General features: G+C 67.2%; 16 protein-coding genes and 1 pseudogene. 9 read left to right on the top strand and 8 right to left on the bottom strand.

What is annotated here, in order from left to right:
- Positions 1 to 78: 78 nt before the first annotated feature.
- From ctaC to G6N15_RS21925, 4 genes are all read left to right on the top strand, one after another.
- On the top strand, positions 79 to 1,158 hold the full coding sequence (ctaC, locus tag G6N15_RS21940; RefSeq protein WP_372506525.1) for an aa3-type cytochrome oxidase subunit II: 1,080 nt from the start codon (positions 79 to 81) through the stop codon (positions 1,156 to 1,158).
- An 8-nt stretch (positions 1,159 to 1,166) separates the two neighbouring features.
- Positions 1,167 to 1,586 carry a cytochrome c oxidase subunit 4 gene (locus tag G6N15_RS21935; RefSeq protein WP_083090108.1) on the top strand — a complete coding sequence of 140 codons (420 nt, stop codon included), beginning with the start codon at positions 1,167 to 1,169 and terminating at the stop codon, positions 1,584 to 1,586.
- A 176-nt stretch (positions 1,587 to 1,762) separates the two neighbouring features.
- The gene (locus G6N15_RS21930) at positions 1,763 to 2,662 is read left to right on the top strand and encodes an MmpS family transport accessory protein (RefSeq protein ID WP_163748212.1); all 900 of its coding nucleotides are present in this window, start codon (positions 1,763 to 1,765) and stop codon (positions 2,660 to 2,662) included.
- Positions 2,662 to 3,294 (top strand): DUF2561 family protein, encoded by a 633-nt coding sequence (locus G6N15_RS21925; RefSeq protein ID WP_083089318.1) that lies wholly within the window; start codon positions 2,662 to 2,664, stop codon positions 3,292 to 3,294. Before G6N15_RS21930 ends, G6N15_RS21925 begins: the two co-directional genes overlap by 1 nt.
- Before the next feature lie 30 nt (positions 3,295 to 3,324).
- On the opposite strand, the gene G6N15_RS21920 is transcribed toward G6N15_RS21925, so the two are convergent.
- The 7 genes from G6N15_RS21920 to ctaE all read right to left on the bottom strand — a co-directional run bounded on the left by G6N15_RS21920 (position 3,325) and on the right by ctaE (position 9,860).
- Entirely contained in the window at positions 3,325 to 3,606 is a 282-nt protein-coding gene (locus G6N15_RS21920) for a thiocyanate hydrolase (protein ID WP_232070504.1), read from the bottom strand.
- Positions 3,607 to 3,689: 83 nt separating this feature from the next.
- Positions 3,690 to 4,418 carry a thiocyanate hydrolase subunit gamma gene (scnC, locus tag G6N15_RS21915; protein WP_083089316.1) on the bottom strand — a complete coding sequence of 243 codons (729 nt, stop codon included), beginning with the start codon at positions 4,416 to 4,418 and terminating at the stop codon, positions 3,690 to 3,692.
- 36 nt (positions 4,419 to 4,454) lie between these two features.
- Positions 4,455 to 5,294, bottom strand: coding sequence for an SH3-like domain-containing protein (locus tag G6N15_RS21910; RefSeq protein WP_083089315.1), 840 nt, complete (start codon positions 5,292 to 5,294; stop codon positions 4,455 to 4,457).
- A gap of 150 nt (positions 5,295 to 5,444) precedes the next feature.
- Positions 5,445 to 7,115 (bottom strand): cytochrome bc1 complex cytochrome b subunit, encoded by a 1,671-nt coding sequence (gene qcrB / locus G6N15_RS21905; protein WP_083089314.1) that lies wholly within the window; start codon positions 7,113 to 7,115, stop codon positions 5,445 to 5,447.
- Positions 7,112 to 8,320: a cytochrome bc1 complex Rieske iron-sulfur subunit gene (gene qcrA / locus G6N15_RS21900; protein ID WP_083089313.1), complete on the bottom strand. Its 1,209-nt coding sequence runs from the start codon at positions 8,318 to 8,320 to the stop codon at positions 7,112 to 7,114. The genes qcrB and qcrA overlap by 4 nt, the downstream gene beginning before the upstream one ends.
- Before the next feature lie 50 nt (positions 8,321 to 8,370).
- Positions 8,371 to 9,207 (bottom strand): cytochrome bc1 complex diheme cytochrome c subunit, encoded by an 837-nt coding sequence (gene qcrC, locus G6N15_RS21895; protein ID WP_139797982.1) that lies wholly within the window; start codon positions 9,205 to 9,207, stop codon positions 8,371 to 8,373.
- Positions 9,208 to 9,248: 41 nt separating this feature from the next.
- Complete coding sequence (gene ctaE / locus G6N15_RS21890; RefSeq protein WP_083089311.1) at positions 9,249 to 9,860, bottom strand: aa3-type cytochrome oxidase subunit III; 612 nt, start codon at positions 9,858 to 9,860, stop codon at positions 9,249 to 9,251.
- A gap of 69 nt (positions 9,861 to 9,929) precedes the next feature.
- On the opposite strand from ctaE, the gene trpD reads away from it, so the two are divergent.
- Entirely contained in the window at positions 9,930 to 11,054 is a 1,125-nt protein-coding gene (gene trpD / locus G6N15_RS21885; RefSeq protein ID WP_372506526.1) for an anthranilate phosphoribosyltransferase, read from the top strand.
- On the opposite strand, the pseudogene G6N15_RS21880 reads toward trpD, so the two are convergent.
- Positions 10,992 to 12,809: pseudogene (locus G6N15_RS21880) on the bottom strand (DEDD exonuclease domain-containing protein); the annotation flags it as partial. The gene trpD and the pseudogene G6N15_RS21880 sit on opposite strands and share 63 nt — an antisense overlap.
- Positions 12,810 to 12,948: 139 nt before the next feature.
- Here G6N15_RS21880 and G6N15_RS21875 point away from each other — a divergent pair.
- The 4 genes from G6N15_RS21875 to G6N15_RS21860 all read left to right on the top strand — a co-directional run bounded on the left by G6N15_RS21875 (position 12,949) and on the right by G6N15_RS21860 (position 16,518).
- The gene (locus G6N15_RS21875; protein ID WP_083089308.1) at positions 12,949 to 13,227 is read left to right on the top strand and encodes a hypothetical protein; all 279 of its coding nucleotides are present in this window, start codon (positions 12,949 to 12,951) and stop codon (positions 13,225 to 13,227) included.
- Positions 13,228 to 13,333: 106 nt separating this feature from the next.
- Positions 13,334 to 14,476 carry a peptidoglycan hydrolase RipC gene (ripC, locus tag G6N15_RS21870; RefSeq protein WP_083089307.1) on the top strand — a complete coding sequence of 381 codons (1,143 nt, stop codon included), beginning with the start codon at positions 13,334 to 13,336 and terminating at the stop codon, positions 14,474 to 14,476.
- 95 nt (positions 14,477 to 14,571) lie between these two features.
- Positions 14,572 to 15,372 (top strand): hypothetical protein, encoded by an 801-nt coding sequence (locus G6N15_RS21865; protein WP_232070502.1) that lies wholly within the window; start codon positions 14,572 to 14,574, stop codon positions 15,370 to 15,372.
- Between the two features lie 9 nt (positions 15,373 to 15,381).
- Positions 15,382 to 16,518, top strand: coding sequence for a glycosyltransferase family 4 protein (locus G6N15_RS21860; RefSeq protein ID WP_083089305.1), 1,137 nt, complete (start codon positions 15,382 to 15,384; stop codon positions 16,516 to 16,518).
- Positions 16,519 to 16,532: the final 14 nt, after the last annotated feature.

Here is a 16,532-nt window from a genome sequence, read left to right as displayed (position 1 = left end):
TACGCTGCGTAGTATTCGACTGCTGCGGCGGGTCAGCCGAGCTGCGCTGCCCCAGCCTGTGACACAGGAGGCGCCAACGTGACACCTCGCGTGCCCCGACGTGCGCGTGGCTTTGCTGGAGGCTCTCGCCCAGCGCCGGCCCGCGGGCTTCGCCTGCTGGTGCTTGCCGCGACCCTGGGCCTGCTGGCCACGACCCTCAGCGGGTGCAGCTGGACCGAAGCGCTGGCCCTTGGCTGGCCGCGGGGGATCACCCCGGAGGCCGATTACAACCGGCAGCTGTGGATCGGCGCGGTCATCGCCTCGCTGGTCGTCGGCGTCATCGTGTGGGGCCTGATCTTCTGGGCCTCGGCGTTTCATCGCAAGAAAAAGACCGACACCGAGCTGCCCCGCCAGTTCGGCTACAACTTGCCGCTGGAGCTGGTGCTCACCGTCACCCCATTCCTCATCATCTCGGTGCTGTTCTATTTCACGGTGGTCGTGCAGGAGAAGATGATCCACCTGGCATCCGACCCCGAGGTGGTCGTCGACGTGACGCCCTTCCAATGGAATTGGAAGTTCGGCTACCAGAAAGTCCACTTCAAGGACGGCACCTACCAGTACGACGGTGCCGACCCGGCGCGCAAACAGGCGATGGTCTCCAAGCCGGAGGGCAAAGACAAGCACGGCGAGGAACTGGTCGGCCCGATCCGCGGTCGCAACACCGAGGACCGCAGCTACCTCAACTTCGACAAGGTCGAAACCTTAGGCACCAGCGACGAAATCCCGGTGCTGGTGTTGCCGGCCGGCAAGCGCATCGAGTTCCAGATGGCCTCGGCCGACGTGGTGCACGCGTTTTGGGTTCCGGAGTTCTTGTTCAAGCGCGACGTCATGCCCAATCCCAAGGCGAACAACTCCGTCAACGTGTTCCAAGTGTCGGAGATCACCAAGACCGGTGCGTTTGTCGGCCGCTGCGCCGAAATGTGCGGTACTTACCACTCGATGATGAACTTCGAGGTTCGCGTGGTGCAGCCCAACGACTTCAAGGCGTACCTGGACAAACGCCGCGAAGGCAAGACCAACGCCGAGGCGCTGCAGGCGATCAACCAGCCGCCGACCGCCGTCACCACCCACCCGTTCGACACCCGCCGCGGTGAACTGGCACAGCAAGCGAGTAAGTAGGAACACCGATGCACATCGAAGCCAGGCTGTTCGAGTTTGTGGCCGTATTCTTCTTTGCGACGGCGGTGCTCTACGGCGTGCTGACCCAGCTGTTTGCGACCGGCGGTATCGAGTGGGCCGGCACCACCGCCTTAGCGCTCACCGGCGGCATGGCGATGATCGTGGCCACCTTCTTCCGCTTCGTCGCGCGCCGCCTCGACACCCGGCCGGAGGACTACGAAGGTGCCGAGATCAGCGACGGCGCAGGGGAATTGGGCTTCTTCAGCCCGCACAGCTGGTGGCCGGTGCTGGTGGCGTTGTCCGCCTCGGTGGCCGCAGTCGGCATCGCGTTGTGGTTGCCGTGGTTGATCGTCGCGGGAGTGGTGTTTGTGCTCAGCTCGTCGGCCGGACTGGTCTTCGAGTACTACCTCGGGCCGGAGAAACACTGACTGACGTGGCCAAAGGTCACAATCGGGACACCAGTTGAGCCGCGGCCGATTCGCCCAGACCGCCACGCCTGACCGGGTTGGGTAGGGTTGCTGCGGAAGCACAATGGAAAATACTTGAGCGCGCGCAGCACCGGTGCGCCGCGCGTTGGTGATGTAGTCGAACAGGACAGGCAAGCATGAGTGGGCCGAATCCCCCTGGACCGGAATCTGACGAACTGGATCTCGGCCGCGAGCCCAGCGAGGACCTCGAGTCCGAGTCGGGTGTCGAGGGGGAGGCGGCAGACGACTCGGAGCCGACCAGCGCGACCGATTTCTATTCGCAGGCATATTCCGCTCCTGAGTCGGAACACTTCACCAGCGGTCCTTATGTGCCGGTCGACCTCGACCTCTACGACTACGACAGCTACGACGAGTCAGCCGAGGAAGAGGAGAGCCGGCCGCCACGCTGGCCGTGGGTGGTCGGTGTCGCGGCGATTGTGGCCGCGATCGCGCTCGTCGTATCCGTGTCGCTGTTGTTTGCTCGCACCGACACCAGCAAGCTGGCCACTCCCGGGACGGCGCCGACATCGACCCCGCCGATACAGGACGAGATCACCGTCACAACCCCACCGCCTGCGCCGCCGCCCACCAGCGCGCCCCCGCCGCCCCCGCCGCCGCAGACGGTGACGGTGACGACCACGGCGCCGGCTCCGCCACCGCCCCCGCCGCCGAGCCCTGAGGCGCCGCCACCCCCGGCAACCAGCGCACCGCCGGCGACCCCCACCGCCGCAGCGCCGCCGGCACCGCCGAGCACGACACCTGCCGGTCCGCGGCAGGTCACCTATTCGGTGACCGGTACCAAGGCGCCCTTCGACATCATCACCGTCACCTACGTCGACGCCTCCGGACACCGGCAGACGCAACGCAACGTCTACATTCCCTGGACGCTGACCCTCACGCCGATCTCGCAGTCCGAGGTCGGTTCGGTGGAGGCGTCCAGCCTGTTGCGGCTGAGCAAGCTCAACTGCTCGATCACCACCAGCGACGGAACGGTGCTGTCCGCGAACAACAGCGACGCACCGCAGACGAGTTGCTGATGGGTCTCAGGGATTCCGGGGCGCGGCAGCGCTGGGGCACCGCCTCACCGGTGACCATCGATCGGATCCTGCTGGGTGTGTGCGCTGCAGTGTGGTTGGCGTTGGTGGGCGTGAGCGTGGCCGCGCTGGTCGCGCTGGTCGACTTGGGCCGGGGTTTTCAACGAACGGGCAGCCAGCACACCCCGGCGGTGCTCTACGCCGTCATCATCGTCTCTGCGCTGGTCATCGCCGGCGCGATCCCGGTATTACTGCGCGCTCGTCGCACCGCTTCGCCCGCAGGCCGACCGGCGGGCACCCAGGTCCGTGGGGCGGGGCGGCAGCCGGCCAAGGCTGGGCAGGTCGGGCCGCGCGCCGGGACCGAGGAAGCCCGCACCGAGCGGCTCACGGCTCTGGGACCGCCGGGCTACTCTGCGGCGGCGGTGGACCGAATTTGGCTGCGCGGCATGCTTTCTCTGGTAGCGGCGATGGGTTTGGCATTGATCGGCGTCGCGGCGGCGACCTATCTGATGGCGATCGGCCGCTATGGCGCGTCGTGGACGGCCTACGTCATCGCCGGGATAGTCACAGCGACGATGCCGCTGGTCGCCTGGCAAAGCCTGCGGTGGCTCCACCGGCTACGTACAGGGGAGTGACGCGTCAACTGCCGCAGGCGGCATGGTGAGTCACGCTTGCAACCGAGCCCGGATCGCGGCCATTTTTTCCTGAAGCTCGTTCTCATTGATGACGCCGCGCACCAGCAGCGAGTGGGCCAGTGCGACAAGCTGATTTTCCGGATAGGGCAGGCCGGAGTAAGCGGTTAACGACAGCGTGTCCTCTTCGGCACGTCGCTCGGCAAAGCTGAGAACCTCTGTGCCGCGGCGTGCTCGGTCGAGCGCGTCGCAAATGCCATCCAGGCTGGACTTCCACGGCGGTACAGGATTGTCGACGCCGTACTGCGCGGCCATGCGGGCCCAAATTTGGTTCCGTTCAACGATCTCCTGCAATAACCCGATCCGGGCGGCGAGCTCGGCCGAATGCTCTGGCCCGCTCACGTGTTCGTCCCCTCGCCGGTCGGTGACTGCACCGGGCGGATTGCCGGGCGGGTGGCGGTGATCGCATTGGTGGTCACGCCAACCTTCGGCAACGCGACGCCGATCAGACAGTCCCGGGTGACGATCTGCGCGAGTTGGTCTTCGTCCCAGTTCTCGGTTCCCGCCGGGCGCACCGGCAGCACCATGAAGCGGTGCTTCTGGTTGGAGTCCTCTACCCGGATAGCCACATCTTCGGGCAAGAACAGTCCGAATTCGGCCAGTACTTGACGCGGCCAACGCACGATGCGGCGCCGATAGTTCGGGGTGCGATACCACTCGGGCGAATTGCCCAGGATCGGTCGCGGATAGCACGAGCACAGCGTGCAGACAATGACGTGGTGCAACGTCGGCGTGTCCTCGAGCACGCGCAGCGCCGTGAAGTCGCTCGGCGTCCCGAAACCAGTGGGCTGCAGCCAGTCGACACCGACTTCTCGACTGGCGGCGATTCCGTCGGCCAAGGCGAGCCTCTTGAACTCGGGATCAATCCAAGCGCGAGCCACCAAGCGCGCGGCGGGGGTCGGTCCGATCTGTTCGGCGAACTCGGTGAACCGGCGATGATCCTCCGCGGTGAATAACCCCTTTTCGACGCACAGCTCGCGGATGGCGATCTCGAGGACCTCGAAGTCGGTGATTTCGTCCACCATGGGCGCCGCGGTGCGGTCGTGATCGTGATCGTGATCGGTCATACCAATCCCTTTGTCTCCCAACGCGGTTTGGCGGCGCTAGCGGCACGCTTCCAGCCAGCGTTCGGGAAGCTCGGTTTGCAAAGTGTCGCGTTCGGTGCCGGTATAGCGATGCCAGAGCCGGCACAGGTCGAACCGGACGATGTAGAACCATTCCGGTCGTTGGTCATGCCGATCCCAAGCCTCGTCTTCGGCGGCGAGGCTCTCGTAGGCGACGGCGACGACCTCGCCTTGAGCGCCGCGGACGTATTCCTGGGTGCGGGTATAGAACAGGGCCGGCAACTCCCGCACCCGCACCGTGTCGCCGACTTGGAACTTCGGCTGGCCGGCCTGGCCGGAGTACACCTGCGGGTCGCCCTTGCCGAGCGCGCGGGTGTGGTGCAGGTTGCGCTCGACCTGAGAGCCGTCGCCGGCGATCTTGGGCCTGGCTTCCAGTTGCCTGCCCTCGAGGCCGCCTGCGTAGCGCTGTTTGACCTCGGTCACCCGATCGGCCAATTCCCCCAGGGTGATGTGCTGCTTATCGACCAGGATGCGGGCGGCGGCCAGCAGCCAACGACCGTAGTAGGGCAGCCCTAAATAGTTGGTGCGGCCAACGTCTACGTTGCCGATCCGGCGTCGTTCCTCCGAGACCCAGATTCCGCGCCAGGCGAGGACCTCGCAGAGGACATAGATGTTGTGCTCCCACTGCTCGTACTGCTTGTTGACGAACTCGATGGGGGCGTCCGGCTCGCCGCCCACGTCGTGCGGCGTCTTCATGTAGGCAGCTAACCGTTGGTGGTCGAGCAGGTCGGGATACGGTGCGTCCGGAAGGTCGCTGAATCCGGACTGAAGCCGGGCCACCAGGTCCAGCTGCGACTCCCGGTCGAAAGGGGTTGTCATGCGGGTCCATTCGTGGTGGGGCCGGTCGGCCTGCTGACAGCTGCCCACATCGCAGCCACAGACCATTTAAGCCCTCAAGACCCGCCACCGGGAGGAAACCGCGCCAACACAGCCGACACCGACCGCAGTGCCGGCTGTGCGGATTACTGGCTAGTGCTGGCCGTTGGGTGAGCCGTTGCTGCGCTCTTGCCGCTCCCGCAGCGCGGTGAGGGCACGCTGTTCGGCGGCGTGCGCCGCCTCGCGCAATGCCGCATCCTCCGACAGCGGATCGGCCCGCAGGAAGCTGCCGGAACCCGGCGACCCGGTCAAGCCGAGCTTGTTCATCTTGTTGGGTACCGGTGCGCCTTGGTATTCCAGCGGTATCGGGTGGCCGTGCTCGTCGACCGGACCCAGCGGCTGGTGCAGCTCGATGTAGGCGCCATGAGGCAGCCGTTTGATGATGCCGGTTTCGATGCCGTGCTCGAGCACTGCCCGGTCGCTGCGCTGCAGCCCGATGCACCACCGATAGGCGACGAAGTAGACGACCGGCGGCAGCACCACCATGCCGATGCGGCCGATCCACGTCGTCGCGTTCAGCGAGATCTGGAACTTGTACGCGATGATGTCGTTCATCGCGCTGAGCGTCAGCACCATATAGAACGCAACCGCCATCGAACCGACGGCGGTGCGCACCGGGACGTCACGCGGCCGCTGCAGCAGGTTGTGGTGCGCGTAATCGCCGCTGAACCGCTTTTCCAGGAACGGATAGATGGTCAGCAGCACGAATATCGCACCCATGATCAGGGCGACCCACACCGCAGCCGGGATGGTGTGGTGCCAGAAGTAGAACTCCCATGGCGGCCAGATACGGGCCAGGCCCTCCGTCCACATCATGTAGAAGTCCGGCTGCGAACCCGCGGATACCTGAGATGGCTTGTACGGGCCCAAATTCCAGATTGGGTTGATCTGCAGCAGCCCGCCCATCAAGCCGAGGACGGCTACCACCAGCGCGAAGAACGCTCCGGACTTGACGGCGAACACGGGCATCACCCGGACACCGACCACGTTCTCCTCGGTTCGCCCCGGGCCCGGGAACTGGGTGTGCTTCTGGAACCACACCAATGCCAGGTGCAATCCGATCAACGCCAGCATGATGCCCGGGAACAGCAGGATGTGGATGGCGTACAGCCGGGGGATGAGGAACCCGCCCTCAGAACAGTTGTAACCCAGACCGCCACATGGGAAATCGCCACCTAGCAGCGCCCAGTGCAGCCAGGTGCCGATCACCGGCATGCCCAAGGTGATCGACGAGAGCGCCGCCCGAAGGCCGATACCCGAAAGCAAGTCGTCGGGTAGCGAGTAGCCGAAGTAGCCCTCGAACATCGCCAGGATCAACAGCAGCGAGCCGATGACCCAGTTGGTTTCGCGGGGCCGGCGGAATGCGCCGGTGAAGAAGATACGGGCCAGGTGCACCATGATCGCGGCGGCGAAGATCAGTGCCGCCCAGTGGTGGACCTGACGGACGAACAGTCCGCCGCGGACCTCGAAGGAGATGTTCAGAGCTGACTCGTAGGCCTTCGACATCGCCACACCACGCAGCGGTTGGTAGACGCCGTTGTAGGTGACTTCGGTCATGGAGGGATCGAAGAACAGGGTCAGATAGACCCCGGTGAGCAGCAGCACGATGAAGCTGTACAGCGCGATTTCGCCGAGCAGGAACGACCAGTGCGTGGGGAACACCTTGTTGAGCTGGCGGCGTACCGCCGCTGCGGGGTGATAACGGGTGTCGATGTCGTCGGCTTGGCGGGCCAGGACGCTGCCGATGTCAAGTTTTGGGCTCATGTTGTGCGCTCCCAAAATGCCGGTCCGACGGGTTCGATGAAGTCGCCGTTGGCCACTAGGTACCCGTTGCTGTCGATGGTGATGGGAAGCTGCGCCAACGCGCGTGCAGCCGGGCCGAATATCGGTTTGGCGTACTGCAGCGCGTCGAACTGCGACTGGTGGCACGGGCACAGGATGCGGTAGGACTGCTGCTCGTAGAGCGAAGAGGGGCAACCCAAATGAGAGCAGACCTTGGTGTATGCGAAGAACTCGCCGAAGTTGAAGCTCTCCTGGCCTCTGCGCTTGACAACTTTGGACATGTCGTTGGGCCGCAGCCGGATCAGCATCACCGGGTTGCGCACTCCCATCAAGATTTCCAACAGCTTTTCATGCGATTCGGGGGTGGTGCCGTCACCGTCGGACTCTCGCCACGGAAAGACGGTTTCCATGCCGCCGGCGTCGAGGTCTTCCGGGCGGATCTTAACGAACGGCGGTCCGGCATGGCGGCCGGTGGCGCGCGCCAAGTAGATGGTTTCGCCGGGGAACCGTGGCGTCCAACCGGAGGTCCACAGCACCGCCTTGTTGCCGTTCGCGGTCGGCACGACCGGTTTCCACGGGTTCTTGATGAGGCCGCCGACGAACGCCACCAGAGTCCCCAGCCCAAACGCGCCCAGCCCGACGCCCAGCGACATGCCGATCAGCTTGCGGCGCCGGATCGTCGAGCCTTCGAAGGCATCGGTCAGGTTGGCCACCACCGTTTTGCGGTGGATCTCCGGTGACCTGTTGTCGTGCCGTTCTTGGACCGAAATCTCTTCGGGCAGGAATTTTTTCTGATACAGCACCGCTCCGACAGCCACCGACAAGATGGAGAGCCCGAACGTCAGGCCATAAAGCGGTGTGGTGAGCGAGTACAGGAAGCTGCCGCTGGCTTCCGTCGGCTTGTACTCCCAGGGCCAAAACAGGAAAACCAGCAGCAGTGCCAGCCCGAACAGGCCGCCGAGCACAAGCCAGAGCGCCACCTGCCGTTCTGCGCGCTTCTCGGCGCGCGTACCTGCCACCGGCCACCGCGGCTCTTTGTAGAGGATGTCCACACCGTCCAACCGGCCGCCCAGCGCGACCAGTTCCTCTCGCGACATGGCGTTCAGCGCGGCCTCATCGGGCAGATCCGCCGGGGCGGTGCGGGCGGCCTCGGTGTCCGCGCCGACCGGGTCGGTGACGTCACTCATGTGCGCCGCTCCTCCTCATCGCATCGCTTTCGCATCCCCGCCGGCGCGGCTCATGTTCTGGCCCCAATCCACAACGCCGCGCCGATAACGGCGACCATCCCGATGATCCATGCGGCCATGCCTTCGGGTGCGGGTCCGAAGCCGCCCAGTCCGTTCCCACCAGGCTGGCGCTCTTCGCTGACCGTCTTCACGTAGGCGATGATGTCCTTCTTCGCCTCGAGCGAAAGCTCATGGTCGGAGAACTTCGGCATGTTCTGCGGGCCGGTGCGCATCGCCGCGAGCATCTGCTGCTCGTTAGGGGGCTCCAGGTTCGGCGCGTATTTACCCGAAGACAGCGCCCCGCCCTTACCGGTGAAGTTGTGGCAGGACGAGCAATTCAGCCGGAACAAGTCGCCGCCGCGACCTAAATCGTTGCCGCGCAGCGATTTTTGGGCGATGCTGCCGTCCGCGTCGCGCACCAAGGTGGGACCGCCGCCGTTGGCTTGCACGTAGGCGCCCAGCGCCTCGATCTGCCCTTCGTCGAAGATCGGCTGTTTGCGCGGCGCCTGGGCCTCACCGCGTTCGGCGGGCATCCGGCCGGTGGAGACCTGGAAGTACACCGCCGCCTCTCCGACGCCGATCAGGCTGGGCCCACGACCCGCCACGCCCTGCAGGTTGGCGCCGTGGCACGTCACACACGAGGTGTCGAACAACTGCTTGCCGGTGCGCAGCAGCGCCGACGAGGATTCGTCGGCGACGGCCACTTGCGGCTTGGGCGTCAGGACCGCGGCCAGCGCGCCGGCGACCGCCAAGGCGACCAACAGCAACAATCCCGCCGACGCCCGCCGGCGAAAGCGCCGCCGGGAGCGGTCGTTTCCACGGAATCGGGTGAGCCCCAATCTTTTCAACCGCGCACTCCTGTCCGCGCTGTGCCTGTTCACTGGCGTGCTCATCGGATGAAATAGATCGTCGTGAACAACGCAATCCACACGATGTCGACGAAATGCCAGTAGTAGGAGACGACGATTCCGGCGGTGGCCTGTGCCGGGGTGAACTTGCTCATCGCCGTGCGGGCGAGCAAGAAGATGAAGGCAATCAGCCCGCCGATCACGTGCAACCCGTGGAAGCCGGTGGCCAGGTAGAACACGCTGCCGTAGGCGCTGCCCGGGATGGTGGTGCCGTGACTGGCCAGGTGGTAGTACTCGTAGCCCTGGCCGAGCACGAAGAACAGCCCCATCAAGAACGTGACCACATACCAGCGGCGCAGGCCGAACACGTCGCCGCGCTCTGCGGCGAACACGCCCATCTGGCAGGTGAACGACGAGGCGATCAGCACCAGCGTGACGGGCACCGCCTGATACAGGTTCAGATGCGTCGGGTGAGGCGGCCAGTTGCCGCCGGCCTGGGCGCGCGCAGTGAAGTACATCGCGAACAGCCCAGCAAAGAACATCAGCTCGCTGGAGAGCCAGACGATGGTGCCGACGCTGACCATGTTGGGCCGGTTCAGCGAATGCACACGTGACGTGATCGCAGTACCCGAGGTCCCCACAGCGCTGGTCACATCCGCAAGTATGACGCTTTGTAGTTGATGATCTCCACCCGGGGGCGTCATTTGTTGTCGCCGGTCGCGATGTGTCCTCGGTCACAGCGAGATCCATGGGACGATCGGCGCGTGGCCGCGCCATTTCCCCCGCAGGCAGCCGGCGAGCCGGGCGCCGCCTCATGGCAGCGGGTGCTAGGGCGGTTGATCGTGGGGCATGACCTCGCCCGCGGCCAGGCCGCCTGGGCGATGGAACAGATCATGACCGGCGCAGCGACCCCGGCTCAGATCGCGGCTTTCGGCGTGGCGATGAAGATGAAAGTGCCGACATCGGCCGAGGTCGGCGAGCTGGCCGACGTGATGCTGCGCCATGCGCGGGATCTGCCGGCCACGGTCAGCACCGACGCTGTCGACGTGGTCGGCACCGGTGGCGACGGGGTCAGCACCGTCAACCTGTCGACGATGGCGGCGATCGTGGTGGCGGCCGCGGGTGTGCCGGTGGTCAAACACGGCAACCGAGCGGCGTCGTCGTTGGCCGGCGGCGCCGACACCCTCGAGGCGCTCGGGGTCCGCATCGATCTGGGCCCCGACGAGGTCGCACGCTGTCTCGCCGAGGTCGGGATCGGATTTTGCTTCGCGCCGACGTTTCATCCGTCCTACCGCCACGCGTCAGCGGTGCGGCGCGAGGTCGGGGTGCCGACAGTGTTCAATCTGCTTGGGCCGCTGACGAATCCGGGCCAGCCGCGGGCCGGCCTGATCGGTTGCGCGTTCGCCGACCTGGCCGAGGTGATGGCGACGGTGTTCGCAGCGCGCCGCTCCAGCGTGCTGGTGGTGCACGGTGACGACGGCCTCGACGAGTTGACCACCACCACCACCAGCACCATCTGGCGGGTACAGGCCGGCACCGTGGACAAATTGACGTTCGACCCCGCGGGCTTCGGGTTCGCCCGCGCCGAACTGCAGGAGCTGCTTGGCGGCGATGCGCAGACCAATGCCGCCGAGGCGCGTTCGGTGTTCGCGGGGGCCAAGGGCCCAGTGCGCGACGCCGTCGTGCTCAACGCCGCAGGCGCGATCGTCGCCCACGCCGGGTTATCCAGCCGCGCCGAATGGCTGCCCGCCTGGGAGGACGGGCTGGCCCGCGCCGCCGCGGCCATTGACAGCGGGGCGGCCGAACAGCTGCTCGCGCGATGGGTGCGGTTCAGCCAAACCGCCTGAATCCCAATCGTTTACGGCCTGCTCGGCGGCCACCCGCGCCGAGCGGGCGGCCGCCGCCCACGCCGCCCACCGTCCGGCCGACCCCAGCGGCGAGGCCCAGCCCGTCGCGCCGTCAGGCTCGCGACAGCACACGATGCGCACACCCGGCGCGGTCAGCCAGCGCGCGATCAGCCCGGTCTCCTCGACCAGCGCGCCGCCCAGCGGCGCCTGTTGCGGCAGCACCGCCTGCGCCCCGGCGCGGATGGCGTCGACGACCGGCATCGGCGGCACGCCACGGCCCGCGATGCCCGCCGCGGCCAGTTGACCGTGGCGGATGACGGCGAGTTGCCAGCCGCCGCGCCCGTCGGGCGCGGCGGCCGCCAGCTCGGGCAGCGTGGCCAGCGCCCGCAGGCGCTGGCCACGCCACAACGCCTCGACCGCCGCGGCGGTGTAATCGCGCAGCCGGGCCGCACTCTCGTACCGGCAGCGTTCGGCGAGCGCGCTGACCTGTTCGACGGCCGCGGCCAGCGGGCTGTTGTCCAGACCGTCGATCAAGGCGGCTGCTCGCTGGGCCGCCACGGCGTACTGGTCGGCCGCGATGTCACGGCCCGCCGGGCACGGCGACACTTCGCGCGGTGGGCACGCCGGCCCGTGCAGCGCCGATCGCGCCAACCGGCGGGTGCAGGTGCGGACCCCGGTGAAGCGCGCCAGCAGCGTCGCGGTGTCGGCGGCGTCGGCGCGGGACCGAAACGGGCCGACGGCGCGGTCGTGGCGCGGGGAGCGCACGATCGACAGGCGCGGGAACGCCTCGTCGGTCAGCACTATCCACCACCAGCGGTGCGGGAAGCGCGAGCGGCGGTTGTAAGGCGGGGCATGGGCTGCCAGCAGCCTCAGCTCACGCACACCGGCTTCCAGCGAATGCGCGCACTCGACGTGGTCGACGCTGCTGGCCAGCGCGACCAGCTCCTTGGTCCGCGGCCGCCGATCGGCGCCGTTGAAATACTGAATCACCCTGCGACGCAAGTCGATTGCCGTGCCGACGTAAAGCACCTCAGCCGACGGCCCGCGAAACAGGTACACGCCGGGCCGGTGGGGGAGATGCTCGGCCAGCGTGCGCTTACTGCGCTGAGCCGGGGTCACATCAGGCAGATATGCGCGCAGGTCGGCGTAGGTGTGCACACCCTGGTTGCCGACCCGCTCGATCAGCGCGTGCAACACGTCGACGGTGGCGCGGGCGTCGTTGAGGGCGCGGTGCGTGGGCTGGCTGGCCACTGCGAACAGCCGCGCCAGCGCGGCAAGGCGAACGCTGGGAGCCTCCTCGCGGCTGAGCACCCGCCGCGCCAGCTGCACGGTGCACAGCACCGGCGGCCGGGGCCAGGGGATCTGGCACTGTTCGGCGGCCGCGCGCAGGAAACCGACGTCGAATCGCGCGTTATGCGCCACCAGCACCGCGCCGCGGGCGAAGTCCAAAAACATCGGCAACACCGCGCCGATGGTCGGGGCGTCGCACACCATGGCCGTGGTGATTCCGGTGAGCCGCACGATCTGCGGTGGGATTGCGCGCTGCGGGTCGACCAGCGTGGCGAATTCGCCCAGCACGGCGCCGCCGCGCACCTTTACTGCCCCGATCTCGGTGATGGCGTCGGCTGCTGCACCGGCCGCGCTGGTCATACGTCCCCCGGTGGTCTCCAGGTCCACGACGACGAACGTGGTCTCGCGCAACGGCACCTCAGCGGTCTCGTCGAGCTCGGCGAAGCTCAGCTGCGTCGCACCCACGGCTGCGAACGTTAGGCACCAGTACCGACATTCAGCGGTTCCCGCGCCACGGTCGCCGCTGCATCGCCGGGAGCTTGTCGGTGTCCGCGGTTACCGTGCACTCGGCTCTGACCGACACCAAGCGAGAGGACTGAGCTTCATGGCGCAAACCAGCAGGACCAGCCGCATTGCCGACACGGCGGCTGAGCAAACCGGTCCGGTGGTCATCGACTGCGACGATTGCGCGGTTCGCGGGCTCGGGTGCCGCGACTGTGTCGTCAGCGTGCTGCTAGGGGTGCCGGACACCTTGCTCGACGACGAGCGGGCCGCGCTGGAGGTGCTTGCCGATGCCGGTCTGGCGCCAAGGCTGCGGTTGGTGCCGATTCATCGAGACCGATATCGTCCAGAGGGTCGTGACGACAGGGCGAAATCTGGCTGATTTCTTAATGTTCCGCTGTTGGACATTGCCTATACCATTTCGTAACCTGTCTGAGACCTAAAGCAGACTCGACGTTCTCGTCGACGGGTTGTAAGGATGCGAAATCTTGGGGTCGGGGCTCGACGGTAGACGCTGGACAACACGCCACATCAAGCGCTCGGCCATCGGCGGGATAGCTGCACTCTTCGCCCTCTCCGGCGCTCTCTCCGCCAATGTGCTGGCTGATCCTGCCGACGACGCGCTGGCAAAGCTCAACGAGTTGTCTCGGCAGGCTGAGCAGACCACCGAGGCCATGCACAGCGCCCAACTCGACCTGAGCGAGAAGCTGGCTGCGCAGCGTGCCGCCGAGCAGAAGCACACCGAGGCGGAGGCCGCCCTGGATGCCGCTAAATCGCGGTTGGCAACATTCCAGGCAGCGGTCAACAAATTTGCTGCAGCCATGTACATGGGTGGTCGCACCGACGGGATGAACGCCATTCTGACGGCCGGGTCGCCGCAGCAGCTGATCGGCAAGCTGGCCGTGCAGCGGGTGATCTCGACCGAGATGGCCACCCAGATGGCGAACTATCGGTCAGCCGGAGAGGCGGCCGCCAAGGCCGAGCAGGCATCGGCCAAATCCGCGGCCGACGCGAAGACGGCGGCCGAGCAGGCCGCCGCGGTGCGCGCCAACCTGCAGTCCAAACAGAGCCGGCTGCAAATGCAGATCGCCGTGGTGAAGTCGCAGTACCAGGCGCTGACCCCTGGACAGCGGACCGCCCTGGCCGACCCGGGACCAGCGCCGCCACCGGCTGCGCTGCCCGCTGCCGCAGCACCGGAGGCCCTGGCCCCGGGTGGCTCGCCGGTCGGGGGGGCACCCGGTGGAGGTGCCCCCGACGCGCTGCCGCCCGCCGGTCCCGGCTCGGGTGCCGCCGCGGTTGCCGTGCAGGCGGCCCTCACCCAGGTGGGCCAGCCCTACGCCTGGGGCGGTGCCGCGCCCGGCGGGTTCGACTGCTCCGGCCTGGTGATGTGGGCATTTCAGCAGGCCGGTATCCCGCTGCCGCACTCCAGCCAGGCGTTGGCGAACGGCGGGCAGCCCATCGCCCTGTCGGATCTGCAGCCCGGTGACGTGCTGACCTTCTATTCCGACGCTTCACATGCCGGCATCTACATCGGTGACGGTCTGATGGTTCATTCCTCGACGTATGGTCAGCCGGTGCGGGTGGTTCCGATGACCTCGTCGGGCCCGATTCACAACGCGCGCCGCTACTAGAGTTGATGGCCCGGCTTCTCCTCGGGCCAGGGTGGCCCGCATCGTCGCTGGGCGGAGCCTTCGCCGGGAAGTTTCCTCACCGGTGGCAGCCGGTGCTGCTGGCGGCCGCGCTTGTCGTCGAACTGAGCGTCGGGACAGCGGTGGTGGCAGGTCCTCGGCCCCACCCCGAGCCGGCCACCGTCACAGCGCCGACGATTTCCGTCGCTGGGGGTCGCACGGTGCGCATTGTCAGCCTTGGCGGTCCGAACACCGACCGGCTTTTGACGCGGGTCGCCGCCGAGATGGGCGGGGCCGTCGACGTGGTGCAGGCCTTCTGGGGGCCACAGTGGCCGCGCCGGATCACGGTGGTGGCGACGGGCTCCCAACAGCAGTTCGTGGCCGCGGCCGGCGGCACGGCGGCGCAGTGGTCTGACATCGCGGCGGTCACCGTCGCCGACCGTGTCGAGCCCGAGCATCGGACCGCGCAAGGCCAGCGCATCGTCTTCGCGCCGGGTGCCGCCGCGATGAGCGATACCTCGCTGCGAATTGTTTTGCGCCACGAGCTTTTTCACTACGCGGCGTTCGCCGAAACCGCCCTCGACGCGCCGCGCTGGCTGTCCGAAGGGGTAGCCGACTTCGTTGCGCGGCCAGCCACGTCGCCGCCCCCAGCGCTGGCGGCCACGCTGCCGTCTGACGCCGATCTCGACGTGCCCGGACCGCAGCGCTCGCTCGGCTATGACAAGGCGTGGTGGTTTGCCCGCTTCGTCGCCGACGCCTACGGGACGGTCACGTTGCGCCGGTTGTATCTCGCCGCCTGCGGCGTTGGGCACGCCGACGCGACGGCCGCGATGCGTGCCGTGTTGGGCAGCGAACCGGCGAGCCTGCTCACGCGCTGGCAACAGTGGCTCACCCGCTAGCCTTTCCGGGTGGCTCGGGTCCTGCTGGTGACCAACGACTTTCCGCCTCGCCGTGGCGGTATCCAGTCCTATCTGGAAGAGCTGGTGCGCAGGATCGTCAGCATCGGGTCGCATGCCGTGACGGTGTATGCGCCGCAATGGAAAGGTGCCGACGCCTTCGATGCGCGCGCGTCCGGCTATCAGGTGGTACGTCATCCGGGCACGTTGATGGTGCCCGGCCCGGCTGTCGATATCCGGATGCGCAGCCTGATCGCCGCCTACGACATCGACACCGTCTGGTTCGGCGCCGCGGCGCCGTTGGCATTGCTGGCGGACCGTGCACGACGGGCCGGCGTGATTCGGGTGCTGGCCAGCACGCATGGCCACGAGGTGGGCTGGTCGATGCTTCCGATGGCCCGCTCGGTGCTGCGTCGGATCGGCGACCGCACCGATGTGGTGACTTTTGTCAGCCGCTACACCCGAGCCCGATTCGCGTCGGCCTTCGGGCCGCGGGCGGCGTTGGAGTACCTGCCGCCGGGCGTGGACACGGACCGGTTCCGGCCCGACCCGGCGAGCCGCGCCGAATTGCGCGCCCGTTACCGGCTGGGCCAGCGGCCGACAGTGGTGTGCCTGTCGCGGCTGGTGCCGCGCAAAGGCCAGGACATGCTGATTCGGGCACTGCCTGCGATCCGGCAGCGAGTGGAGGCCGCCGCGCTGGTCATCGTCGGCGGTGGTCCGTATCTTTCCGCGCTGCGCCAGTTGGCCCAGCGTGCCGGGGTGGTCGAGCACGTGGTCTTCACCGGCGCAGTTTCCGGAGCAGACCTACCCGCGCATCACGCGATGGCCGACGTTTTCGCGATGCCCTGCCGAACCCGGGGTGCGGGACTGGACGTCGAGGGGCTGGGCATCGTGTTCCTCGAGGCCTCCGCCTCCGGCGTGCCGGTGGTTGCCGGATGCTCGGGCGGGGCACCGGAAACCGTGCAGCACAACGTAACTGGGCTTGTTGTCGACGGTCGCTCGGTAGAGCAGGTTGCCGACGCGGTCGGTGGGCTGTTGGCCGATCCCGACCGGGCTGCCGCAATGGGCGCTGCGGGGAGGAACTGGGTGACGGAAAACTGGCGATGGGACACGCTGGCGGCACGCATGGCCGCGCTTTTGGAAGGCTAACAGCGTGTTCGCCG

Origin of the sequence: Mycobacterium noviomagense (genome assembly GCF_010731635.1) — a bacterium.
Taxonomy (GTDB): Bacteria; Actinomycetota; Actinomycetes; order Mycobacteriales; family Mycobacteriaceae; genus Mycobacterium; species Mycobacterium noviomagense.
The sequence above is the reverse complement of the archived record's forward strand: the minus strand, read 5'-3'. Positions and strand labels throughout refer to the sequence as shown.

What these genes read in the sequence shown, in the direction of transcription:
- G6N15_RS21875 (WP_083089308.1), top strand. Translation starts at nt 12,949, where the DNA reads ATGGCGCAAACCAGCAGGACCAGCCGCATTGCCGACACGGCGGCTGAG.
- trpD (WP_372506526.1), top strand. Translation starts at nt 9,930, where the DNA reads ATGTGTCCTCGGTCACAGCGAGATCCATGGGACGATCGGCGCGTGGCC.
- G6N15_RS21935 (WP_083090108.1), top strand. Translation starts at nt 1,167, where the DNA reads ATGCACATCGAAGCCAGGCTGTTCGAGTTTGTGGCCGTATTCTTCTTT.
- qcrB (WP_083089314.1), bottom strand. Translation starts at nt 7,115, where the DNA reads ATGAGCCCAAAACTTGACATCGGCAGCGTCCTGGCCCGCCAAGCCGAC.
- G6N15_RS21910 (WP_083089315.1), bottom strand. Translation starts at nt 5,294, where the DNA reads ATGACAACCCCTTTCGACCGGGAGTCGCAGCTGGACCTGGTGGCCCGG.
- scnC (WP_083089316.1), bottom strand. Translation starts at nt 4,418, where the DNA reads ATGACCGATCACGATCACGATCACGACCGCACCGCGGCGCCCATGGTG.
- G6N15_RS21925 (WP_083089318.1), top strand. Translation starts at nt 2,662, where the DNA reads ATGGGTCTCAGGGATTCCGGGGCGCGGCAGCGCTGGGGCACCGCCTCA.
- qcrA (WP_083089313.1), bottom strand. Translation starts at nt 8,320, where the DNA reads ATGAGTGACGTCACCGACCCGGTCGGCGCGGACACCGAGGCCGCCCGC.
- G6N15_RS21930 (WP_163748212.1), top strand. Translation starts at nt 1,763, where the DNA reads ATGAGTGGGCCGAATCCCCCTGGACCGGAATCTGACGAACTGGATCTC.
- G6N15_RS21920 (WP_232070504.1), bottom strand. Translation starts at nt 3,606, where the DNA reads ATGGCCGCGCAGTACGGCGTCGACAATCCTGTACCGCCGTGGAAGTCC.